The sequence below is a fragment of the Phaeobacter sp. B1627 genome, assembly GCF_006265095.1.
In the GTDB taxonomy this organism is placed as follows: Bacteria; Pseudomonadota; Alphaproteobacteria; order Rhodobacterales; family Rhodobacteraceae; genus Epibacterium.
Map to the genome: position 1 here is coordinate 1 of NZ_VCNK01000027.1, position 22,036 is coordinate 22,036.

Annotated in this window: 20 protein-coding genes; 6 read left to right on the forward strand and 14 right to left on the reverse strand. The window is 61.6% G+C overall.

What is annotated here, in order from left to right:
* From FGE21_RS14700 to FGE21_RS14715, 4 genes are all read left to right on the forward strand, one after another.
* The coding region (locus tag FGE21_RS14700) for an ABC transporter ATP-binding protein (RefSeq protein WP_139664110.1) at positions 1 to 730 on the forward strand (730 nt) is incomplete at its 5' end.
* Positions 727 to 2,154 carry a glycerophosphodiester phosphodiesterase family protein gene (locus FGE21_RS14705; RefSeq protein WP_139664112.1) on the forward strand — a complete coding sequence of 476 codons (1,428 nt, stop codon included), beginning with the start codon at positions 727 to 729 and terminating at the stop codon, positions 2,152 to 2,154. The genes FGE21_RS14700 and FGE21_RS14705, both read left to right, overlap by 4 nt.
* Positions 2,151 to 3,164 carry a LacI family DNA-binding transcriptional regulator gene (locus FGE21_RS14710; protein WP_139664114.1) on the forward strand — a complete coding sequence of 338 codons (1,014 nt, stop codon included), beginning with the start codon at positions 2,151 to 2,153 and terminating at the stop codon, positions 3,162 to 3,164. Before FGE21_RS14705 ends, FGE21_RS14710 begins: the two co-directional genes overlap by 4 nt.
* The gene (locus FGE21_RS14715; protein WP_139664115.1) at positions 3,161 to 3,952 is read left to right on the forward strand and encodes an inositol monophosphatase; all 792 of its coding nucleotides are present in this window, start codon (positions 3,161 to 3,163) and stop codon (positions 3,950 to 3,952) included. The genes FGE21_RS14710 and FGE21_RS14715 overlap by 4 nt, the downstream gene beginning before the upstream one ends.
* 72 nt (positions 3,953 to 4,024) lie before the next feature.
* On the opposite strand, the gene FGE21_RS14720 is transcribed toward FGE21_RS14715, so the two are convergent.
* The gene (locus tag FGE21_RS14720; protein WP_139664117.1) at positions 4,025 to 6,367 is read right to left on the reverse strand and encodes a bifunctional diguanylate cyclase/phosphodiesterase; all 2,343 of its coding nucleotides are present in this window, start codon (positions 6,365 to 6,367) and stop codon (positions 4,025 to 4,027) included.
* A 215-nt stretch (positions 6,368 to 6,582) separates the two neighbouring features.
* On the opposite strand from FGE21_RS14720, the gene FGE21_RS14725 reads away from it, so the two are divergent.
* Positions 6,583 to 7,581 carry an NADPH:quinone reductase gene (locus FGE21_RS14725; protein WP_139664118.1) on the forward strand — a complete coding sequence of 333 codons (999 nt, stop codon included), beginning with the start codon at positions 6,583 to 6,585 and terminating at the stop codon, positions 7,579 to 7,581.
* 77 nt (positions 7,582 to 7,658) lie between these two features.
* Here the strand turns inward: FGE21_RS14725 and FGE21_RS14730 are convergent, their stop codons facing one another.
* The 13 genes from FGE21_RS14730 to FGE21_RS14790 all read right to left on the reverse strand — a co-directional run bounded on the left by FGE21_RS14730 (position 7,659) and on the right by FGE21_RS14790 (position 20,168).
* Positions 7,659 to 8,054: a RidA family protein gene (locus FGE21_RS14730; protein ID WP_139664120.1), complete on the reverse strand. Its 396-nt coding sequence runs from the start codon at positions 8,052 to 8,054 to the stop codon at positions 7,659 to 7,661.
* Positions 8,051 to 8,455 (reverse strand): thioesterase family protein, encoded by a 405-nt coding sequence (locus FGE21_RS14735; protein ID WP_139664122.1) that lies wholly within the window; start codon positions 8,453 to 8,455, stop codon positions 8,051 to 8,053. Before FGE21_RS14735 ends, FGE21_RS14730 begins: the two co-directional genes overlap by 4 nt.
* A gap of 3 nt (positions 8,456 to 8,458) precedes the next feature.
* The gene (locus tag FGE21_RS14740; RefSeq protein WP_139664124.1) at positions 8,459 to 9,145 is read right to left on the reverse strand and encodes an ABC transporter ATP-binding protein; all 687 of its coding nucleotides are present in this window, start codon (positions 9,143 to 9,145) and stop codon (positions 8,459 to 8,461) included.
* Positions 9,142 to 9,891: an ABC transporter ATP-binding protein gene (locus FGE21_RS14745; protein ID WP_139664126.1), complete on the reverse strand. Its 750-nt coding sequence runs from the start codon at positions 9,889 to 9,891 to the stop codon at positions 9,142 to 9,144. Before FGE21_RS14745 ends, FGE21_RS14740 begins: the two co-directional genes overlap by 4 nt.
* A complete protein-coding gene (locus FGE21_RS14750) occupies positions 9,884 to 10,867 on the reverse strand; it encodes a branched-chain amino acid ABC transporter permease (RefSeq protein ID WP_139664128.1) in 984 nt (327 codons plus the stop codon). The genes FGE21_RS14745 and FGE21_RS14750 overlap by 8 nt, the downstream gene beginning before the upstream one ends.
* Positions 10,864 to 11,784 (reverse strand): branched-chain amino acid ABC transporter permease, encoded by a 921-nt coding sequence (locus tag FGE21_RS14755; RefSeq protein WP_139664130.1) that lies wholly within the window; start codon positions 11,782 to 11,784, stop codon positions 10,864 to 10,866. Before FGE21_RS14755 ends, FGE21_RS14750 begins: the two co-directional genes overlap by 4 nt.
* A 62-nt stretch (positions 11,785 to 11,846) precedes the next feature.
* The gene (locus FGE21_RS14760) at positions 11,847 to 12,977 is read right to left on the reverse strand and encodes a penicillin-binding protein activator (protein WP_139664131.1); all 1,131 of its coding nucleotides are present in this window, start codon (positions 12,975 to 12,977) and stop codon (positions 11,847 to 11,849) included.
* 50 nt (positions 12,978 to 13,027) lie between these two features.
* Positions 13,028 to 14,638: an AMP-binding protein gene (locus tag FGE21_RS14765; RefSeq protein WP_139664133.1), complete on the reverse strand. Its 1,611-nt coding sequence runs from the start codon at positions 14,636 to 14,638 to the stop codon at positions 13,028 to 13,030.
* A complete protein-coding gene (locus tag FGE21_RS14770; protein ID WP_139664135.1) occupies positions 14,638 to 15,792 on the reverse strand; it encodes an acyl-CoA dehydrogenase family protein in 1,155 nt (384 codons plus the stop codon). The genes FGE21_RS14765 and FGE21_RS14770 overlap by 1 nt, the downstream gene beginning before the upstream one ends.
* Positions 15,793 to 15,860: 68 nt before the next feature.
* Positions 15,861 to 16,664, reverse strand: coding sequence for an enoyl-CoA hydratase family protein (locus FGE21_RS14775; RefSeq protein ID WP_139664137.1), 804 nt, complete (start codon positions 16,662 to 16,664; stop codon positions 15,861 to 15,863).
* Positions 16,661 to 17,143 carry a MarR family winged helix-turn-helix transcriptional regulator gene (locus tag FGE21_RS14780; RefSeq protein ID WP_139664139.1) on the reverse strand — a complete coding sequence of 161 codons (483 nt, stop codon included), beginning with the start codon at positions 17,141 to 17,143 and terminating at the stop codon, positions 16,661 to 16,663. The genes FGE21_RS14775 and FGE21_RS14780 overlap by 4 nt, the downstream gene beginning before the upstream one ends.
* Positions 17,140 to 17,877 carry an SDR family NAD(P)-dependent oxidoreductase gene (locus tag FGE21_RS14785; RefSeq protein WP_139664141.1) on the reverse strand — a complete coding sequence of 246 codons (738 nt, stop codon included), beginning with the start codon at positions 17,875 to 17,877 and terminating at the stop codon, positions 17,140 to 17,142. The genes FGE21_RS14780 and FGE21_RS14785 overlap by 4 nt, the downstream gene beginning before the upstream one ends.
* Positions 17,874 to 20,168 (reverse strand): bifunctional salicylyl-CoA 5-hydroxylase/oxidoreductase, encoded by a 2,295-nt coding sequence (locus FGE21_RS14790; protein WP_139664143.1) that lies wholly within the window; start codon positions 20,166 to 20,168, stop codon positions 17,874 to 17,876. The genes FGE21_RS14785 and FGE21_RS14790 overlap by 4 nt, the downstream gene beginning before the upstream one ends.
* A 657-nt stretch (positions 20,169 to 20,825) precedes the next feature.
* Between FGE21_RS14790 and FGE21_RS14795 the strand changes: the two genes are divergently transcribed.
* Positions 20,826 to 22,025 (forward strand): ABC transporter substrate-binding protein, encoded by a 1,200-nt coding sequence (locus tag FGE21_RS14795; protein ID WP_139664145.1) that lies wholly within the window; start codon positions 20,826 to 20,828, stop codon positions 22,023 to 22,025.
* Positions 22,026 to 22,036 lie beyond the last annotated feature (11 nt).

Here is a 22,036-nt window from a genome sequence, read left to right on the forward strand (position 1 = left end):
AGTAGCAGAGAACATTGCGTTTCCCTTGAAGGTTCAGAAAATGAACCGCATCGACCGGGAGAAGCTGGTCCAGAAATACGCCGCGCTGGTCCATATCGAAGCATTGCTGGAGCGCCGCCCGGCTCAGCTCTCCGGTGGGCAACAGCAGCGTGTGGCGCTGGCGCGGGCGCTGGTGCGCCAACCGGACTTCCTGCTTCTGGATGAACCCCTTGCCAACCTTGACGCCAAACTGCGCCTTGAAATGCGATCCGAGATCCGGCGTCTTCAGCAGGAAACCGGCCTGACCGCAATTCTGGTGACCCACGATCAGGTGGAGGCGATGTCGATGTGCGATCGCATCGCCCTGATGAACGGCGGGCGCATCGTGCAATATGACACGCCGACGGCGATGTATGTTGCGCCGGAAAATCAGTTCGTTGCAGGTTTTCTTGGCAATCCGCCGATCTCCTTTCTGTCCGGCGACGGCCTTGGGTTGGAGGCCCCCGGCGTGGCCCGCTACGGCATTCGTCCCGAAGCCTTCGGACCCCAGTTCGGCGGGGGCGTCAGCGGTCAGGTCACCTTTGTTGAGACCCAGGGGCGCGAAGATCTGTTCGATGTGCGGCTCCCCTCCGGCGAGATCCTGCGCTCCATTCAACCCGCGGGATCTGGTATCAGAGCCGGAACACCGGTTGATTGGGGCATTGCCCATGACCAGCTGCTGCGGTTTGATCAGAATGGAGCGCGCGTATGACCGATTGGATGAAGCCGGATCGCCCCTATTCGATCGCCCATCGCGGTGCCTCGGCCTATGCGCCGGAGGGGTCGCTTGAGGCCTATGAGACGGCTGCTCGTCTCGGCGCGGATTTTTGGGAAGTCGATATACGCCGTGCCGCATGTGGCACATTGATCGCCTGCCATGACGCCACCCTGCCCGACGGGCGCGCCGTCGCCGAGCTGACCGCCGATGAACTCTCGCAAGCAGCACAGGACCTCGGCGTATCGGTGGTGCCCCTTGCCAGCATTCTGGCGCTTGCGGTGGCCCGGCAGACCGGGATCTATGCCGACATCAAGGATCAGGCTGCCGCAATCGCGGTCATGAAAGCGCTGATCGCGCATGGCATCGAGCGGGCTATATTGGGCACATTTGATCCCAGTGCGGTGGCGGCGCTGGCCACCGTTGACTGCCCCTACCCCCGGGCTGCGCTGGTACCCTTGGGTGTTGACCCGTTTCACCATGCAGAGGGGGCCGATATCATCCACCTGTGCTGGGAACATCTGGACCGACCACAGGATCAGCTGACGCCGGATTTCTTCGCCCGCGCCGAGGCCTGCGGCCAGAGCATCGTTCTGTGGCACGAGGAAGACCCCCTGCGCATGGCCGATTTGCGGCACCTGCCTGTGCTGGGCATTTGCTCTGACCGGCCGGAACTGGTGCACCCGTTCCGCGCAGGCGCGCTTGCCCCGCTGGAGATCGTTTGCCACCGGGGCGCAACGGAATTTGCGCCTGAAAACACCGCCGAGGCCGCGATCTGTGCCTTTGCAGCCGGATTTGACGTGGTGGAGCTGGACATCCAGTCCTTGTCCGACGGCGCTCTGGCAGTGATACATGACCCCACATTCGACCGCACCACCGACGGCTGCGGGGCCGTGAACTGGGCAACATCCGGTGCCTGTGCCCGGCTTGACGCGGGCAGCTGGTACTCCCGCCATTTCAGCGGTGAAAAAGTGCCCGGATTTGCCGATTTTCTTGACATTGCAAGGGCCTATGACGGACAATTCTATATTGAACTGAAATCTGCGGATCCTGCTGCGGTCATTGCGGCCGTGCGGAACCGGGACGCAATGCATCGCTGCTTTTTCTGGGCATTTGACTTCGCCCGACTGGACGCCCTGCGCAAAGCCGCGCCCGAAGCACGGATCATGATCCGCCGTCAGGACTTTCCTGACCTGAAGACCGCACTGACCACCCTGTCGCCTGCAATCATCGAATACACCCATACCGAGGACTTCTCCGAATTCCCGCAGTGCCGCGCCGCAGGGGTCCGCCCGATGGTGGCCTATATGGGGCGGGACACGGAGGTCTTTGACCTGATCCTCGCCGCCGCGCCCGACCTGGTGAACCTGCATTTTCCCTTCCTGTTCCGCGATCACATGCAGGCGGGAGTGCGACCGTGACCCGGAAGAAAAAACCCACATCCTTTGATGTCGCGCGCATGGCCAACGTGCACCGGTCCGCCGTGTCGCGCGCGCTCTCCGGCACCGGCCGGGTTTCTGAAGAAACCCGCGAACGCGTCATCAAGGCCGCGCAGGAGCTTGGCTATCGGGTCAACTATCTGGCACGGGGATTGCACAACCAGAATTCGGGCCTCGTCGGGCTGGTGGCCTCACGCCTCGACACCCCATATCGGGCGTTGCAGGTCAAGGTCGCCGCACGGGAGCTGCTGGCAAAGGGATATTGCCCACTCTTGATCGTCGCTGAGGGTGATGCCGCCCTGACCGGTCTGATCGACCGGCTGCTGAACTACAACGTCGCAGGCATGCTGGTGACCTCGGACTCCCCTCCCGCCGACATCATCGACGAATGCAAACGGCTGTCGGTTCCGGTTGTGCTGGTCAATCGGGATGTGCACGATGCAGAAGCAGACCGCGTCCAGCTGGACATCACGGCCTCGGGACGGCTGGCCTTTGACATGTTGCGGCAGGCAGGCGGACAGAGCTTTGCGGTGCTGGAACCGCAGGAGAAAACCTACACCGTTTCCGGGCGAGCCCGGGTCTTTGCCGAGTGTTGCCGCGCCGCCCATCTGCCCGTGACCGTGATCGAGCCGCAGCGGCAGAACTACATCGATGGGCTCGAAGCGGCGGAGCTGTTCATGGCGCAGAACACCCCTGTTGATGCGGTGTTTTGTACCACCGACCTCCTCGCGCTTGGTTTCCTCGACGGGATGCGGGTGAGATACAACTGGCAGGTACCGCAGGACCTGCAGATCCTCGGCTATGACGACATCGAACAGGCCGGTTGGCTCGGCAACAACCTGTCCACCATCCGCCAGGACGCGGCGGCAGCGGCCATGCTGGCGGTCGACCTGATGCAGGCCAGAATCGAAGACCCCGACCGCACCTTCGAGGTGGCGACGATCCCGATCTCGCCGGTGTGGCGCGGCACAACCAGGTATTCACCGATATGACCAATTCTCCGTCCCGACTGGCCCTTGCGCGCACTCTCGCGCAACAGGCCGGGCAGCTCGCCCGTTCCATGCGGGCCGAACAGGAGACCGGTTTCGTGTCGGTCAAAGGCACACAGGATTTTGTCACTCTGGCGGATCAGGCGGTGGAGGCGATGCTGCGCGACCGTATTCTGGCCGAATTTCCGGATGACGGATTTCTGGGCGAGGAAGGTGGCCAGGTGGCCGACGGCCGGTTCACTTGGGTTGTCGATCCCATTGATGGCACCACGAATTACCTGCACGGCTTGCCGGAATGGGGCGTCTCGATAGCGTGCGTGCGTGAGGCGGAGATCGTCTTTGGCGTCATTGCCCTGCCGGACCTTGATCGGATCGCCTGGTGCGCGCGAGGTGAAGGGGCCTTTATCGATGGCCAGAGAATGCACCTGACGCGAGGAACTGAGACCGACAGTCGGCTTGCAATTCTGGGGCATTCTGCACGGTTGGACTTGCAGGATCATCTCGACGCGATAGGCGGCCTCCTCAAGGCAGGCTATGACTATCGACGTCAGGGCGCGGCCTGTTTCGGCTTGCTAGCTGTTGCTGCGGGTTGGGCCGATTTCTATTTCGAAGGGCACTTAAACCCCTGGGACGCTATGGCCGGGATACTGCTTGTCGAAGAGGCTGGTGGAACTGTTCACATGAACGACCTAGCACAGTTCCTGACGCACGGTGGGTCAATCTTGGCCAGTGGCTCGCCATTACCAGCGGAGATTCTGGCCCCGTTACAGCCGTCGCATCCTGACATCTGACACATTGAGGAAGAGGACGGCATGCTTTGCCTGCATCAGATGCGCCACCCTTCGGCGCATTGCCACACCGGATCAAACCGCACTTCGATCCACACCTGCTTCCATCAATCTCGCCCGCAGCGCCTCAAAACTGCAGGGCTCCGAAAAGTAAAACCCTTGCAGGACGTCGCATCCAAACCTCTGTAAAAGCTCCGCTTTACCGAGCGTATCGACGCCTTCTGCGATAATTTTAACATCCAGAGTATGCGCGAGATCCACGACCGAGGCGACCATCCGTTCGGCCCGGTCGCTTTGCCCCAAAGGAAAGATGATGTTCCGGTCGATCTTGATCGCATCCGGTTGAATGTTCAAAACGGCGTTGATCGAGGCATGACCGGAGCCGAAGTCGTCCACGTCAATCCGGAAGCCCATATCCTTCAGAGCATCGATACAGAAGATCAGCGCTTCCCCCTCTTCCTCGCAAGAGATGGACTCCAGAATTTCAAAGGCAAAGCGATCGCGGTTCCTTGGAATACGGGCCCGGACCGTTTCCAGGAATCCCGGCTCCATGATCCGCGGCGCACTCACATTGAACGCCACACGGGGGACGGTGATCGCCTGCGCGCTTAGCGCGTTCATTTGCTGCACTGCCGTTTCAAAAATGTGACCGTCGAGCTCAGCCTCAAGCCCCAACTGCTTGGCAATGCCCAGAAATTTCACCGGTAGCAGAACCCCCAATTCAGGATGTTTCCACCGCGCCAGAACTTCAACTCCGGCGAGTGCTCCCCCCTCTGCGTGGTGTTGCGTATGATAGTAGGGAACAATTTCACCCGCGTCGAGCGCATGTGGCAAGCGATCGGCAAGCGCACGTTCTGCCAGGGCCTCTTCGCGCATCTCCGAGGTGAAAACTTCGACAGCAGCGCGTCCGGAGGCCTTGGCACGGTAGAGCGCTGCGTCCGCATTGCTGAGCAATTCACTGGCATCCGCAACACCCGGCTCGCCGCTTGCGACGCCAAAGCTGGCGCCGAAGTTGCACCTTTTGTTGCCCCAGGCAATCGGTTCCAGAACGGCCTTCAGAATTCTGTGAGCCAGTACTTCGCCATCGCGGAGGGTCGTTCCCGACTGACATAATACGACAAATTCATCGCCCCCCACACGGGCCGGAAGATCGCCCTCCTTGGTGTGATCACGCAGAACATCGGCGACATGACACAGCACGAAATCCCCCGCCTCATGCCCCAAGATATCGTTGATCTTTTTGAACCGGTCGAGGTCGATCCGGACCAATGTGACCATCTCGGTATTGAGCCGCCGGGTCAATTCCCGGTCCAGGTGGCGCCGGTTCGGCAGCTGCGTCAGGGGATCGCGCAACGATTGCAGCTCGACACGATCCTTTGCTTCCTGAAGAGCCTCTGCTGTAAGACGCTGATCCCGTTCCGCCCGGACCAGCGAGGTAATATCGGACCGCGTCACCACCTTGTCACCGAAATCGGTTTCATTCACCCGCGAGATGATATGGCGATCACCAGACAATTCCAGCTGCGTTTCGACCCGGTAATTGTGCTCCGCCACCCGATCCGAATACTCGGCGACATAGTCTTTGCCAGCCTGACCATTGAGCGCATAGTGCCCGGCTTCTACCGCGCTGATCAGGAGCTGCTCCACAGTCATCCCCGGCCTGACTTGTTCGGGTCGGCTGTGGCTCAGGGCACGGTAGCGTGCGTTGCAGGTCACCAGACGGCCATTCTCATCAAAAATCGCAAACCCGTCGTTCGCGGCCTTCATGGCCGCAGCAGCCCGCTGGGACATTCGTTTGAGTTGCAGCGTCTGATCTGCCTGATTTCGCCACGCGTGAAGCAACTGCTTTGACAGAAAGACAAAAACCACCGCAAGGCAAAGACTCGCAGTCGCAGTGCCGATCTGGACGAGGCGGATCAAACGCGCCTCCAGTATGTTCAGATGCGGGTGGACGTCGCGACCGAGATCCTGCAAGCGGCTCACAGACTGCGCAAGCGCCAGGTTCCGTGCAAACGGGCTGTCGTCGCCGATGCCCTGCACTGCGTCCTGCCGAAGAAGTGGCGCCAGAATATTCAGGCTTCTATGGGTTTCGTGAATGGCCTGTTCGCATAGATCCAGAGCACCGGCGGCGCCAATCGCCACCATCATCCGTCGCTCCACTCTGGAGAGATTTTCAATACACCAATGCACCTGAACGTCGGCATTGTGGATCAGGCTGCTCAGTTTCGCGGCGGTCGCGGGCCGAACAACCGGGTTCTCGGCCAGGATAGCAAGGACTTCGTTTGTGGTGGTAAAATGCACCATAGTGCGCGCCCGATACTCGCCCGCGAGCGTCAGGTAGCGATAGCCTAGAAAAGAGATCCCAGTCAGAATAGCAAGGATCAACGCAAATAATGCCAGTGTTTGTCCCAGCCGCATCTATGAGCCTCCCGGACCTAATTCTTTAACCGCAACGAGGCGACGCTAATTAGCTTTTCTTGCGCAATAGCTAATTCGTGCCAGGCTTTCGTCATAATGGTTAACGCGTGCTGCCGCAGGATCGCTCTCCGACCCGCCAGCGCCCACTTGCGTTCGGAGATAAATTAGGGGCTCATGCGCGCAACGGGGAAACCCTCCAAACGACAGGAGAAAGCATGAAAGCGATATTCAATACGGCGCGCGGCACCGCTCCCGAGACGCTGATCGTGAAAGATGTACCGACACCGGCCCCCGCCGCCGGTGAAGTGCTGGTCGCCATGCGCGCGTCCGGCGTCAACCCCTCCGACGTGAAGCTGCGTTCCGGGGCGCAGGGGCCGATGATCGCGGATGAGGTGCTCATTCACAACGATGGTGCCGGGGTGATCGAGGCCGTCGGAGAGGGGGTGGGTCCTGCCCGCATCGGTCAGCGCGTCTGGCTCTATAATGTCAACCGGTCGGTTGACGGCCTCGGTCAGGGCCCGCTGGGTACCGCGGCAGAATATGCCGTCGTTCCCGCCCATCTGGCGATAGAGCTGCCGGAGCCTGCGCGCTTTGAGGCCGGTGCCTGCCTCGGTGTGCCTGCCATGACGGCCCATCGGGCGCTGATGTGGGCCGGGCCGGTCGCCGGCGCGACCATCCTGATTACCGGCGGCGCCGGAGCGGTCGGCCACAGCGCCATTCAGATTGCCAAGGCCAAGGGCGCGCGGGTGATTGCCACCGTCAGCAGTGAGGCCAAGGCCGCCGTCGCGCGGGACGCCGGTGCCGATGACGTCCTCAATTACAAAACCGCACCGGTTGCGGATCAGATCCTGGATCTGGTCGGTCGCGGCGGCATTGACCATGTGGTGGACGTCGATATCGCCGCACATATGGAGAGCTACCCGCAAATCCTGAAGATGAACGGTTCTGTTGGCGCCTATGCTTCGGCGTCGAACCTGACACCTGCCTTGCCGTTCTACCCCTTGGCGTTTCGCAACATTCAGCTCCAGCCGGTCTTTGTCTACTCGATGAGTGATGCCGCAAAGGCCGAAGCAATCGCCGACATTACCGCCCTGCTGACCTCGGGCCAACTGGCTCCGCGCATTGACGCCCAATTCACGATGGATGACGTGGTTGCGGCGCATGAAGCGGTTGAGGGCGGCGGATTGATCGGCAATGCCATTCTCACTCTTTGATCTGCAGGCAGCTTGAAACCAACGAAGGCCCCCAGTGCGGGGGCCTTTTTTGTGTCCTGGCGGCGACAGTGGCTGTCTCAGGCGATGTGCGCGGTCGCCTCAATCTCCAGCAAGGCGCGATCTTCGACAAGCCCTGCGACAATCAGCATCGACATTGCTGGGAAATGCTTGCCAAACACCTCGCGGTAAACGGCGCCCACTTCGGCCTGACGTGCCAGATAGTCCTGTTTGTCGGTCACAAACCACGTCAGCCGCGCAACGTCCGAGGCCTCTCCCCCCGCGGCCTCGACGATGGCTACAATGTTTTTCAATGCCTGCCGCATCTGGCCGATGAAATCATCGGAGACGAAGGTCTTGTTTTCGTCCCAGCCGATCTGGCCACCGATATGCAGCACACCGCCGGGCGTCAGCATGCCATTTGCATAGCCCTTGGCCGCAGCCCAGCCCTCGGGATGAATGGTCTTGTGGGTCATGTTTGCCCTTTCATTTCGTATTGTATTTTGATCCTGACAGGAGCCGGCCATGGCGTTGGGCGGCCGTCGGTATCCACATAGACCAGCGTGGCTTCGGTTTTGAAACGCAGCGCAGCCTCGCAGGTCGCGGTCATCTCGTAGGTCAAAGAGGTCCGGCCCAGCTTTGTCACCCTGAGATGAAGCGTCAGCTGATCGCCGTGATGGCTGGGAGCGGCGAACCGCGTTTCGATATTGGCGGTCGGCACGCCGCCAGTGTAGTGAATTTCCTCTAATGGCCATTCCAACGCATCAGAGAACCACGCTTCAACGCAATCGTTCATCATCTCGAAGTAACGGGGATAAAAGACGATCCCCGCCGGGTCGCAATGTTTGAACAGCACTTTTTGTGGCATCGAAAACATCAGTCAAACTCCCACGTAGCGCTCGCTGACATCCGGGGTCAGCGCCGTCATGGCACCGCTCCAGACGGTCCTGCCCCGCTCCAGCACCACCGCCCGGTCACACACTTGCACCAATTCCGAGACGGTCTTGTCGATCAGAAGAATGGCCATGTCGGTGTCCCGTTTCAATCGGGTGATGGCGGCCCAGATTTCCTGCCGGATGATCGGAGCAAGGCCCTCGGTCGCCTCGTCAAGGATCAGAAGTCGCGGATTGGTCATCAACGCACGACCGATGGCCAGCATCTGCTGTTCTCCTCCCGAAAGCGACGCGGCGCGCTGCCCCTGCCGTTCGCCCAGGCGCGGGAACAGCGCACAGACGGCCTTCATGTCCCACGGACCTTGGCGACTGGTCGCCAGCAGGTTCTCTGCCACCGTCAGATCCCGAAAGCAGCGCCGCCCCTCCGGCACCAGCCCCAGACCAAGGCGCGCGGCCTTGTAGCTGGGCAACTGGTGAAGGTCCCGACCGTCAAAGGACAACGTCCCCCTCGCAGAGATCATCCGGCAGATCGCCTTGACCGTGGTGGATTTTCCCATCCCGTTGCGCCCCATCAGGGCCACCACCTCTCCGGTGGCAATATCAAGGTCAACGCCGAACAGAGCCTGGCTGACACCATATGACGCTGTCAGGTCTTTGATCTGCAACAGGTTCATACGGTTTCCCCCAGATAGGCTTCGCGCACACGTGCATCCGCACGGATCTGATCGACCGTACCGGTCGCAATCACCTCGCCATACACCAGCACGCTGATCCGGTCCGCCAATGCGAACACCGCATCCATATCGTGTTCGACCAGCAGGATCGGAGCCTCTTGCCGCAGACCGTCGAGAAAGGTGGTCATCTCTTTCGATCCTGCCGCCCCGAGGCCCGCCATCGGTTCATCCATCACAAAGGCGCAGGGGCGCAGGGTCAGTGCAACCGCCACCTCCAGCTGGCGGCGCTGCCCGTGACTGAGGTCGGCGCAGCGTTTGGATCCAAATGCACCGAGGCCCACCCGCGCCAGAGCCTCTTCGGCCCGGCTCCGCAACGCCCGGTCGCCAAGAACCGCCGCCCAGAACCGCCAGGGCCGGCCGCTGGCGCCCAAGGCGCCGAGAAGAGCGTTCTGCAAAACACTATCCTCCATCGCCAGGGCCGAGATCTGGAAGGTTCGCCCGAGCCCGGCGCGCGCGCGCTGATCGGTGCTGAGCGCGGTCACATCCCGCCCCATCAGCTCCACCTGACCGGCATCGGGCTGCAGGGATCCGCAGATTTGGGCGATCAACGTGGATTTTCCGGCACCGTTCGGACCGATGATGGCGTGGATCTCTCCGGCGCGCAGATCGATCGAAATGTCATTGCTGGCCTTCAGGGCACCAAAGCTTTTGCTGATCCCGCGGGTCTGGAGCACGATGTCAGTCATGGCTTGCCTCCTTGCCTGCCACCAGCCCGGTGATCCCTCCCCGGGCGAACAGAACAACCGCCAACAGGATCATCCCAAGGAAGATATGCCAGAACTCGGTCAGCCCGCCGAGGAAATGTTCGAGCGCCACAAAGGTCACCGCCCCGGCAACCGGGCCAAACAACCGCCCCACACCGCCCAGGATGACCAGCACCATGATCTCGCCCGAGAATTGCCAGCTGAACATCGTCGGGCTGACAAACCGGTTGAGATCGGCAAACAGCGCCCCCGCCAGCCCGGTAATCACGCCAGAGATCACAAACGCCACCAGCTTCAGCCGCACCGGGTTGAGCCCCACCGCATCAAGGCGCGCAGGAACCTGCCGGGCTGCGTTCAAAGCGAGACCAAAGGGCGATTTTCGCAGGCGCGCGGTGAAGATCAGCACGATCACGAGGAGAGTCAGGCACAGGCCATAGAACTGGATCGGTGCCAACGTGTTGAGACCGGGAAAGTCGTTGCGGACATAGATCGACATGCCATCCTCGCCTCCGTAGGCGCTCCAGGAGACGGCAAAGTAGTAAAACATCTGTCCGAACGCCAAGGTGATCATGATGAAATACGCCCCGGTGGTGCGCAGGGAGAGGATCCCGATCACCCAGGCAATCAGCCCCGCCACCAGGCATGCCACCAACCAGATCACCGGCATGAATTTGGTCCCCTCGATCACAAAGGGCCATTGCATCATCGCGGTATAGCTCTGTGCGTGATGGGCAAGGATGCCCATGGCATAGCCGCCGATCCCGAAGAACACCGCGTGGCCAAGGCTGACCAGGCCGCCGATCCCCAGCGCGATATTCAGACCGGCAGCTGCCAGCGCAAGGATCACCGCACGGGTCGCAAGGGTGATTGTAAACGGCTGGTCCATGATCAGCGCCCACGTCGGCACCGCAATGAGGCCCAGCAGCAGCACTGCGTTGAATATGGTTTCCCGCGTCATGCCCGTGCTCCGAACAGCCCCGAAGGGCGCCAGATCAGCACGAGGCTCATCAGGATGTAGATCGACATGGAGGCAATCGCCGACCCCGTCGAGGTCGCAGGCGCCGCCTCCATAAAGAGCTTCAGGACCTCCGGCAGGAAGATCCCGACCAGCGTATCGGTGAGACCAACCAGCAACGCCCCGATAAAGGCTCCTTTGATCGAACCGATCCCCCCGATCACGATCACCACGAAAGCGAGGATCAGAACCGGCTCGCCCATGCCCACCTGCACCGACTGGATCGCCCCCACCAGGGCTCCGGCGAGGCCTGCAAGTGCGGCCCCAAGGGCAAAGACAAGTGTATAGAGTTTCGAAATATCCACGCCCAGCGCCGCGATCATCTCGCGGTCATTCTCACCGGCGCGGATCTGAATGCCGACCCGCGTCCGTTCAATCAGAACCCACAGACCGATCCCGACCAGCAGACCTGCGACAATCAGGGCCAAGCGGTACAAAGGATATTCGATGCCACCGGGCAGCGTCACCGGCCCGGAGAGCGCATCGGGAATGTCGAGGAACAGGGGAAACGAGCCAAAGACCCAGCGCGTGCCTTCGGAAAATATCAGGATCAGTGCGAAGGTTGCCAGCACCTGGTCGAGATGGTCGCTGTCATAGAGCCTGCGGATCACCAGCGTTTCGATCACCGCCCCCGCCAGCGCCGCCGCCGCCAGCGCCGCGATCAACGCCAGCACGAAGGATCCCGTCAACCCCGCCACGGCTGCCGCCGCAAAGGCCCCCACCATATAAAGAGAGCCATGTGCGAGGTTGATCAGCCCCATGACCCCGAAAATCAGCGTCAGGCCGGCAGCCATCAGGAACAGCATGACGCCGGATTGCAATCCGTTCAGCACCTGCTCGATAATAAGTATCGTGGACATTTATGTCTTCTTTCGTGATGTCCCCGGACCGGGACGCAGGTCTCGATCCGGGGGCGTCTCGCTTACATCTTGCATTCGTCCACATAGGCGTTTGCGTGGCTCTCAAGAGCGGTTCCGACGATCTTGTTGGTGTAGATGTCACCTTCCTTGATGACTTCACGCACATAGACGTTCTGAACCGGGTGATTGTTCGCCGCAAAGGAGAATGCACCACGCACAGACGCAAAATCCGCCGATTTCAGCGCCTCGGCAAAGGCCGCATCGTCGTTGACGTCAGCCTTGTCCATGGCCGACAATAACAGGTTTGCGGTATCAAAGCCCTGCGCCGCGTAGATCGATGGCAGGCGGTCATATTTTTGCTGGAAATCGGCCACGAAGGCCGCGTTGGCCGCATTGTCCAGATCCTTGGACCAGGTGGAGGAGTTCTTCACGCCAAGCGCGGCCTCTCCCACCGCCTGCAGGATACCCTGATCGAAGCTGAACGCCGGGCCGACGACCGGCAGATCGACACCGCTGTCGGCGTATTGCTTCAGGAAGGAAATCCCCATGCCGCCAGGCAGGAAGAAAAACACGCTGTCCGCGCCCGAGGCACGGATCTGCGCAATCTCGGCGGCATAATCGGTCTGGCCAAGCTTGGTGAAGACTTCGCCCGCCAGATCCCCCTCGTAGTAGCGTTTGAACCCATTGAGGCTGTCGTGGCCGGCCGGATAGTTGGGCGCCATGATGAAGGTGTTCTTGAACCCTTCCTTGGCGGCATAGGCGCCGGCCCCCTCATGCAGGTTGTCGTTCTGGTAGGAGATCGCGAAATAATTGGAGTTGCAGCCCTTGCCTGCCAATTGCGCCGGTGCGGCATTGGTGGACAGGTAGAACAGCCCCTGCGCAGTGGCCGCAGGCACCACGGCCATGGCGAGGTTCGACCAGACGATCCCGGTGAGTACATCGACTTTCTCGGACTGGATCATCTTGTCCGCAAGCTGCACCGCGATGTCGGGCTTGCGCTGGTCATCCTCGATCACCACTTCGATGTCGTCGCGACCTGCGGCCTCGATGGCCAGCATGAAGCCGTCGCGGGTATCAATCCCGAGACTTGCGCCGCCGCCCGAAAGGGTGGTGATCATCCCCACTTTGACATCTGCAACGGCACTGCCCGCCGCAAGAGCCGCAGCCGCTGTGGCCATAATTAGCGTCTTCATAGTCAACACTCCCTGTGTTTTGTGGTCTGTCTGTTGGTGTTCGATGAGTGTCATCGAAGTCTGAAACGCTGGATTTTTCCAGTCTGGGTTTTGGGTAAACTCTCTGCGAAAACGATGTCGCGGGGGTATTTATAGGGGGCGATCGTCGCCTTGACGTGATCTTGCAGCACCTTGGCAAGGTCAGGCCCCCTGTCATATCCCGCAGTGAGAACCACATGCGCCTGCACGATGTGGCCCCGTTCCGGATCCGGCGCGCCAATGACGGCACATTCGGCGACGGCCTCGTGGCTGAGCAAGGCGGCCTCCACCTCCGGCCCCGCGATATTATAGCCGGCAGAGACGATCATATCGTCATTCCGCGCCGCGAAATGGAAATAGCCATCCGCGTCCCGGACAAAGCTGTCGCCGGTAATATTCCAGCCGTCCGCCACATAGCCCGATTGCCGGCTGTCGTTCAGATAGCGGCAGCCCGTGGGGCCTCGCACCGCAAGGCGGCCGACTGTCCCATCCGGCACATCGCGCCCTGCATCATCCACCACCTTTGCGTCGTAGCCCCGCACCGGTTTGCCGGTACAGGCCGGTCGATGATCGTCAAAGCGGTTGGAAATGAAGATATGCAGCATCTCGGTGGCGCCGATCCCGTCGAGCATCGGCTTGCCGGTTTTCGCCATCCACTCCTCATAGACCGGTTTTGGCAGCGTTTCGCCCGCTGAAACCGCCGCCCGCAGCGAACTCAGATCGGCGCCCTCTTCCATCGCGGCCAACATCACCCGATAGGCGGTCGGCGCGGTGAAGCAGACGGTCGCACGGTATTTCTCGATGATTTCGATCATTTTGGGCGGAGTTGCCTGTTCCAAAAGCGTCGCGGTTGCCCCGAACCGTAGCGGGAAAATTGCCAGGCCGCCAAGCCCGAAGGTGAAGGCAAGTGGCGGGGAACCAACAAAAATGTCCTGTGGCGCAACCTGCAGCACCTCGCGGGCATAGCCATCGGCGATAATCAGAAGATCACGGTGGAAATGCATGGTCGCCTTGGGCGCGCCGGTAGAGCCGGAGGTGAAGCCCAACAGCGCCACGTCATCGCGCCCGGTCTTCACCGCGTCAAAGCTGACCGGTTTTTCCAACGCCAGACGGTCCAGCTCGGCGTCATGATTGGAGGTCCCGTCAAAGCCGACGACCCGCTCCAGACTGTCGCACTGCTCCGCGCAGGCGGCCATTTCATCCATCAGACGTGTATCGCAAAGGGCAAATTGGATCTGCGCGGTCTCGACGTATTTCCCCAACTCGGCAGCCCGCAGCATCGGCATGGTATTGACCACAACCGCCCCCGCCTTGGTTGCGGCCAGCCAACAGGCCACCATCGCCGGATTATTCGCCGACCGGATGAGGACACGGTTGCCGGGCTTCACTCCGAGATCGGAAACCAGCGCATGAGCAAGGCGGTTGGTCCAGTCTGCCAGCTCCTTGTACGTCCGTTGCCGACCGTTGCCGATCAGGGCAATATGGTCACCGAAGCCTTTGGTGACCATCGCATCGGTCAGCTCGACACCGGCGTTCAGATGGTCGGGATAGTCAAACCCATCCAACCGGAATTCCGGCCACTGCTCCGCTGGCGGCAGAGCGTCGCGGGTGAAACTGTCGGTATGTGCGGTCGGTCCGAGCATCACATCTCTCCTTTGTGAGCGGTCATCGCCTGACGCGCGATCACCACGCGCTGCACGTCACTGGCCCCTTCATAGATCCGCAAGGCCCGGATCTCGCGGTAGAGCTGTTCGACCTTCGCGCCGGAGCGAACCCCTTCGCCGCCAAACAACTGCACCGCCCGATCGATGACCTGCTGCGCGGCCTCGGTCGAAAACAGCTTTGCCATCGCGGCCTCGCGGGTGACGCGCGGCGCGCCATTATCCTTGGCCCAGGCGGCGCGATAAACAAGAAGGGCCGCGGCATCGACGTCCAGCGCCATATCCGCGATATGACCCTGCACCATCTGCAGATCGAACAATGGCGCGCCCTGCACATGGCGGTTGTCCACGCGGGTCAGCGCCTCATCCAAGGCGCGGCGGGCAAATCCCAGCGCCGCCGCCGCAACCGTCGAGCGGAACACATCCAGCACCGACATGGCGATCCGAAACCCCTGCCCCGGAGCACCGATCATCGCGCTCGCCGGTATCCGGCATTCGGTGAACCGCAGGGTGGCCAACGGGTGCGGCGCGATGGTGTCGAGGCGCTCCACGACCTCAAACCCAGCCACATCCGGAGTGACGACAAACGCCGACAATCCCTTGGCCCCCGGCGCCTCGCCGGTACGGGCAAAGACAGTGTAGACATCCGCAATCCCGCCATTGGAGATCCAGGTCTTCTCGCCGTTGAGGACATAGTCGCCCCCGTCCCGCACTGCCGTCATCGTCGAGTTGGCCACATCCGACCCTGACTGAGGCTCGGTCAGGGCGAAGGCCGCAATCGCGGTGCCGCTGCGGGTTTTCGGCAACCATGTCCGGCGCTGCTCCGGTGTGCCGAACATGGTGATGGCACCAGTACCGAGCCCCTGCATCGCAAAGACAAAATCAGCCAGCCCATCGTGACGCGCGAGGATCTCGCGAGCCAGACAAAGCTTGCGCACATCCAGAGCCTGACCGTCCTCGTTGGCCGTCACCTGCAAAATGCCCGCACGCCCCAGATCCGCGACCAGCGCGCGGCAGGCCTGATCGGTATCGCCGTGATCGATGCGCAAACGCGCCGCCACCTCCTCGACATCTGCCGCCCAGGTGCGGTGGCTGTCGTTCAGGAAGGGCCAATTCAAGAAACTCCGGTCCGCCACGTTGTATTCCCTGTTGCTGTCGTTTTATCAGTCTTGCCTGTGATCCCGGCGCCTGCGATCTTCGCCGCTCAGTCGCCCTGAAACACTGGTTTTTCTTTGCTCACGAAGGCCTCATAGGCGCGGCGGAAATCATGTCCCTGCATGCAGATTGCCTGCGCCTGCGCCTCGGCCTCGATCGCCTGTTCCAGTCCCATCGACCACTCCTGCGCCAGCATGGTCTTGGTCATCATATTGGCAAATGTCGGGCCTGCGACGATGCGCTCAGCCATCGCCATTGCCTCCGCCTCCAGAGCTTCGGCTTCGACCAGACGGTTGAAAAAGCCCCAGCGCTCGCCCTCTTCCGCCCCCAGAGAGCGCCCCAGATACAGCAGCTCCGCCGCCCGGCCCTGGCCAACGATCCGCGGCAGCATGGCGCAGGCCCCCATATCGCAGCCCGCAAGCCCGACGCGGTTGAACAAGAACGCGACCTTGGCGTCAGGACCTGCAAGCCGCAGGTCGCTGGCCATGGCGATGATCGCGCCGGCCCCCGCACAGATGCCGTCCACCGCCGAGATCACCGGCTTGCCGCAGTTGATCATTGCCTTCACCAGATCGCCGGTCATCCGGGTGAAGGCAAGGAGTTCCTTCATGCTCATGCGGGTGAGCGGGCCAATGATATCATGCACGTCCCCGCCCGAGGAAAAATTGCCACCGTTGGGCAGGATCACCACCGCATGCACCTCATCTGTATAGGGCAGCGCGCGAAACCAATCGCGCAGCTCGGCGTAGCTCTCGAAGGTCAGTGGATTTTTGCGCTCTGGCCGGTCCAGAGAAATCCTGGCGATGCCGCCCTCTATCTCACATTTGAAATGGGTCGTACTGGCAGACGTCATGACTGCTCCTCTTCGCGCGCCACAGGTTGGATCTGCTCCAACAATGCGCTCATCTCGTTGATTTCATCCATCGCGAGGCCGGCCATCATCTCGTCTATCCAGGCCTCATGTTCTGCGGCCAGGCGGGCAAACTCGGCCTCACCCGCAGGGGTCAGCCGCGCCACCTGAGCGCGGCGATCGCCGGGCACCGCCACCCGAAGAGCCAGCCCGTCCCCCGTCAACCTGTCCACGATACCGGTGACATTGCCGTTGGAAACGCGCAGGAATTGCGAAAGCTGACTCATCTTCAAACCATTGGGATTACGGGACAAAGCCGACATGACATCAAAACGCGGCAGGGTGGTGCTGTGCCGATCCCGCAAACGGCGGCGCACTTCGGCCTCTATGCCGCCGGAGGTTTTCAACAGCTTCAGCCACAGGCGCAGGCGGGCTTTGGAGGGGACCTCGGGGGCCGTGACCTCCGGTATCGGGCGGGTCATATTTCGCCCCCCGTCAGCGCCAGCGTGTGGCCATTCACCGAACGTGCCGCATCACTGGCCAGCCAGACGGCGGCATCGGCGACCTCACCTGGCTCCACGAAGCGGCCTTGCGGGTTGTCCGCCTTCAGCGCGTCGGCCGCCTCATCGGCGCTCATCCCGGTTTTTTCCATGATAGTGTCGATGCTGCGCGCCAGCATGGGGGTCTCGACAAAACCGGGACAGATCGCATTCACGGTAATTCCCGTGCGCGCCAACTCCTTTGCCAGCGCCCGCGTCAAGCCGACCACCGCGTGTTTCGCCGCGCAATAGGCCGAGACATAGGGGTAGCCTTTCAACCCCGCGGTGGAGGCGATTGCGATCATCCGGCCCGTCCCCGCCGCTTTCATGTCCGGCAAGGCGGCCTGCCACAAATTCACCACGCCAGTCAGGTTCACCGCCATCATGTCGTTCAGCAGTCCGGCATCCATTCTGGCGAAGGGGACGCTCTGCGCCGCGCCCGCGTTGGCCAGCGCCACAGACACCGGGCCGCGCGCCGCCCTGGCCCGCGCGACCGCCCTGCCCAGACTCGCGGCATCAGTCACATCGCAAACCTCGAAGGGAAGGCCCTGCTCGGCCAGTGTCGCCTCTGTCCGCCCCAGGATCGTCACCTTCTCGCCTGCGGCCGCAAACAGCTGCGCACAGGCTGCGCCAACCCCGGTCCCGCCGCCGCTGATTATGATGTGTCGTCCGGTCATGCCCGCAGGACCTCCGTCTCTCGATCCGCCAAACGCCAGGCCTGATCGCGGCCCGCCTCATAGGGTTGAGGCCAGTCAGGAGCCGCGCGATCACCGATTTTGCTGGCCTCCCTCAGGGTCCAATAGGGATCGGCCAAATGCGGGCGACCGACAGCGACCAGATCCGCACGTCCCGCCATCAGGATCGAATTGGCGTGATCGGCCTCGTAGATGTTGCCCACGGCCATGGTGCAAATATCGGCTTCATTGCGGATCTGATCCGAAAACGGGGTCTGAAACATGCGGCCATAGACCGGTTTCGCCTCTGTCGAGGTCTGACCTGCGGAAACATCGATCAAATCCGCTCCGGCCTGCCAGAAGGCCCGCGCGATCTCGACCGCATCATCCGGGGTGACACCTTCCGCGCCCATCCAGTCCGTCGCCGAGATCCGCACCGCCATCGGCTTGGCGTCCGGCCACACAGCCCGCATCGCGGCAAAGACCTCGATCGGATAGCGCAGCCGGTTTTCCAGGCTGCCGCCATAGGCGTCTGCACGCTGGTTCGAGAGCGGCGACAGAAAAGAGGAGATCAGATAGCCATGGGCGGCATGCAGCTCGATCATGTCAAAGCCCGCGCGGTCCGCCATCTGCGCCGCCGCTGCGAACTGGTCCCGCACGGTGTCCATCTCGGAGCGGGTCATTTCACGCGGCGTGGCATTGTGTTGCGACCACGGGAGAGCCGAAGCACTGACCAGATCCCAATTGCCCTCGGGCAAAGGGGCATCCATCTCGTCCCAGCCGACCTGGGTGGAGCCCTTGCGACCCGAATGCCCGATCTGGCAACAGATCTTTGCCCCGGTCTGATCATGCACGAAATCCGTCACCCGCCTCCAGGCAGCTTCGTGCGCGGGGGCATAGAGGCCGGGACAGCCCGGCGTGATCCGCCCCTCCGCCGAGACGCAGGTCATTTCGGTATAGACCAGCCCTGCCCCCCCTTTGGCACGCTCTCCGTAGTGCACCAGATGCCAATCCGTGGGGCATCCGCGCTCGGCCTTGTATTGCGCCATCGGGGAAACAACGATGCGGTTCTTCAGGTCCATCCCGCGCAGCCTGTAGGGCGCGAACATCGGCGCCCGCAGCGGCGCATCCGCCGCAGCGCCGCTTTGATCCATGAACCAACGCTCGGCCCCTTCCAGCCAGGTCTTGTCGCGCGCGCGCAGGTTTTCGTGGCTGATGCGCTGGCTGCGGGTCAGCATTGAGTAATTCAGCTGCACCGGGTCCAGATCGAGATACCGCTCCACCCGCTCGAACCACTCCATCGAGTTGCGGGCCGCCGATTGCAGGCGCAGCACTTCCAGCCGGCGCTGTGCCTCATATTCCGCAAAGGCCGTTTCGAGATCCGGCTTGCTGTGCAGCAAATCGGCAAGCGCGATTGCAGATTCGAGCGCCAACTTCGAGCCCGACCCGATGGAGAAATGCGCCGTCGCCGCCGCATCCCCCATCAGCACGACGTTCTCATGGCTCCATTTTTCGCACAACACGCGCGGAAATCTGATCCATGCAGAGCCCCGGATATGACCCGCATTGGTCAACAAGGGATGGCCGCCCAGGTGCTCTTTGAAAATCTCTTCGCAAACGGCAATGCTGTCCTGCTGCGTCATATCGGCAAAGCCAAATGCATCAAAGGTCTGCTGCGAGCACTCTACGATGAAGGTCGCCGTGTCTTCGTCGAACTGATAGGCATGAGCCCAGACCCACCCGTGTTCTGTCTCTTCAAAGATGAAGGTGAAGGCATCCTTGAAGGTCTGCTGCGTCCCCAACCAGACAAAGTTGCACAGACGTGTGTCGATATCCGGCTTGAACGTATCAGCATAGAGCAGGCGCGTGCGGGAATTCAGCCCGTCACTGGCGACCACAAGATCGTAGTCCTGCCGGTAGTCCTCGGCGCTCTGAACCTCGGTTTCGAACCGCAGATCGACCCCCAGCTCCCGCGCCCGTTCCTGCAGCAGCAAGAGCAGCTGTTTGCGCCCGATGCCACAAAACCCATGTCCCGACGAGATCTGCCGGTCGCCCTTGAAATGCAGCGCGACATCATCCCAATAGGCAAAATGGGCGCGGATCGTCTCGGCGCTTTTGGCATCGTTTCGGGCCAGATTGTCGAGCGTTTCATCGGACAGGACCACCCCCCAGCCGAAGGTATCATCTGATTTGTTACGTTCAAAAACGGTGATCTCGTGACCGGGATCGCGCAACTTCATCGAAATTGCGAAATACAGACCGGCCGGGCCTCCCCCCAGACATGCAATACGCATTGATACGTCATCCCCATACGATTGTCCTCCGCAGAAGCTTCGGCCGCGCGCCAATAAATTTCAAGGTTAAAAGTTATAGCATTAAAACAACGTCGAGCCCCGGGCCGCCCCGCGACCCCATAGAGGCGGCTCCGTGAAGCCTCTAATTGGCTGATTCAACTCCACAAACCCATCTTTGCCGGTTGCACTTGGAAGGTCGGTCGCGCTGCCTCATCCGTGAGCAAAGCCCCGGCGCTCAGTCATCTCAGTTGCGTCGGACGCACCAGGGATCCAATGGCGCTCTGGAGACAATGACGCCGATGCGGTGCGGCGCACTCCATGGTTCAGTGCCTGCGCGGTTGCGGCCGGGTGTTGTTCGGGCCGTTCCGGATGTGCATGACCCGAACAAGCAGGCCAGATCATCTGGATCACGCTCATCTGATCCACTGAGGGACGCCGCGCCCGCAAAAGCGGACAGGCTCATCTATGCTGCCTGCGACTGCTGTCTGCGCCATACCGGCCAAATCCAGCTCATGACAGCCCCCGCACTATCTGTCACGTTTTCGTCAGGGACGTGGACCTTGCGCTGCGGATCGGCAATCTGTGACGGACAGTCACGAACCGAGGGCATCTCTTGACCGGGATGCCACGCAGAACCTGATTACCGAGGAAATGGTCATGAAACGGATGTTGTCGCTTGTTATTGCAGTGTTGCCCTTCGCAGCCTGGGCGGATCCTGACCCTGCGGACTGGAACGCGGTTCTGACCGAGGCCCGGGGACAGACCGTCCACTGGCATGCCTGGGGCGGATCGACGGCGACCAATGACTTCATCACCTGGGTCGGCGCCCGCCTGACGGCGGACCACGACATAACCCTGACCCATGTGAAGCTGGAGAACACAGCCGACGCCGTGACGCGGGTGCTGACCGAAAAATCCGCCGGTCAGGACACGCAGGGAGCTGTGGATCTGATCTGGATAAACGGCGCCAATTTCGCCGCCATGAAGAGCGCAGACCTGCTGTTTGGACCCTTCGCCGAGGCGCTGCCGAACTGGCAATATGCCGACACGGCGACCAAGACCCTGCGCCATGACTTCACGGTCCCTACCGAAGGCTACGAGTCCCCCTGGGCCATGGCTCAGGTAGTGTTCATGCATGACACCGACGATCTGCCGGATCGGTTGGGGTCCATGAACGCGCTGCTGGACTGGGCCCGGTCACATCCCGGCCGCTTCACCTATCCGCAACCGCCGGACTTTCTGGGCACCACCTTTCTGAAACAGGCGCTGGTGGACCTGACCGCCGACAGTGCGGCCCTTGCAGCGCCGGTATCCGAGGAAACCTATGTCGAGGTATCGGCCCCCCTGTGGGAGTATCTCGACGATCTGACGCCGCTGCTGTGGCGCAACGGGCGGGCCTACCCGCAAAGCGGCCCGCGGCAATTGCAACTGATCAGCGACGATGAAATTGACCTGGCGATTTCCTTCAGCCCCGGAGAGGCCAGCACGGCGATCGCCAACTACCAGCTGCCTGAAAGCGTGCGCACGTTCGTGCTGGACAAGGGCACCATCGGCAATGCCTCCTTTGTCGCGATCCCATATAATTCCGGGGCCAAGGCCGCAGCCATGGTGGTGGCTGACTTTCTCCTCTCGCCCGAGGCACAGCTACGGGCGCAGGATCCCGCAGTGCTCGGCTATGGCACCGTGCTCGACGTCACCGCGCTCCCGGCACAGTACCAAACGGCGTTTCAGGACCTGGACCTCGGCCCCGCAACCCTGTCGCCGCAGGACCTGGGCACCGTGCTGCCGGAACCGCATCCCAGCTGGATGACCCGCATCGCACAGGAATGGGTCGCGCGCTACGGGGTCGGGAACTGACCCCGGTGCCA

Excerpts from the sequence above, each read along its gene's own strand:
- FGE21_RS14705 (WP_139664112.1), top strand. The coding sequence starts at position 727 with ATGACCGATTGGATGAAGCCGGATCGCCCCTATTCGATCGCCCATCGC.
- FGE21_RS14715 (WP_139664115.1), top strand. The coding sequence starts at position 3,161 with ATGACCAATTCTCCGTCCCGACTGGCCCTTGCGCGCACTCTCGCGCAA.
- FGE21_RS14720 (WP_139664117.1), bottom strand. The coding sequence starts at position 6,367 with ATGCGGCTGGGACAAACACTGGCATTATTTGCGTTGATCCTTGCTATT.
- FGE21_RS14725 (WP_139664118.1), top strand. The coding sequence starts at position 6,583 with ATGAAAGCGATATTCAATACGGCGCGCGGCACCGCTCCCGAGACGCTG.
- FGE21_RS14730 (WP_139664120.1), bottom strand. The coding sequence starts at position 8,054 with ATGACCCACAAGACCATTCATCCCGAGGGCTGGGCTGCGGCCAAGGGC.
- FGE21_RS14735 (WP_139664122.1), bottom strand. The coding sequence starts at position 8,455 with ATGTTTTCGATGCCACAAAAAGTGCTGTTCAAACATTGCGACCCGGCG.
- FGE21_RS14740 (WP_139664124.1), bottom strand. The coding sequence starts at position 9,145 with ATGAACCTGTTGCAGATCAAAGACCTGACAGCGTCATATGGTGTCAGC.
- FGE21_RS14745 (WP_139664126.1), bottom strand. The coding sequence starts at position 9,891 with ATGACTGACATCGTGCTCCAGACCCGCGGGATCAGCAAAAGCTTTGGT.
- FGE21_RS14750 (WP_139664128.1), bottom strand. The coding sequence starts at position 10,867 with ATGACGCGGGAAACCATATTCAACGCAGTGCTGCTGCTGGGCCTCATT.
- FGE21_RS14755 (WP_139664130.1), bottom strand. The coding sequence starts at position 11,784 with ATGTCCACGATACTTATTATCGAGCAGGTGCTGAACGGATTGCAATCC.
- FGE21_RS14760 (WP_139664131.1), bottom strand. The coding sequence starts at position 12,977 with ATGAAGACGCTAATTATGGCCACAGCGGCTGCGGCTCTTGCGGCGGGC.
- FGE21_RS14765 (WP_139664133.1), bottom strand. The coding sequence starts at position 14,638 with ATGCTCGGACCGACCGCACATACCGACAGTTTCACCCGCGACGCTCTG.
- FGE21_RS14775 (WP_139664137.1), bottom strand. The coding sequence starts at position 16,664 with ATGACGTCTGCCAGTACGACCCATTTCAAATGTGAGATAGAGGGCGGC.
- FGE21_RS14780 (WP_139664139.1), bottom strand. The coding sequence starts at position 17,143 with ATGACCCGCCCGATACCGGAGGTCACGGCCCCCGAGGTCCCCTCCAAA.
- FGE21_RS14785 (WP_139664141.1), bottom strand. The coding sequence starts at position 17,877 with ATGACCGGACGACACATCATAATCAGCGGCGGCGGGACCGGGGTTGGC.
- FGE21_RS14790 (WP_139664143.1), bottom strand. The coding sequence starts at position 20,168 with ATGCGTATTGCATGTCTGGGGGGAGGCCCGGCCGGTCTGTATTTCGCA.
- FGE21_RS14795 (WP_139664145.1), top strand. The coding sequence starts at position 20,826 with ATGAAACGGATGTTGTCGCTTGTTATTGCAGTGTTGCCCTTCGCAGCC.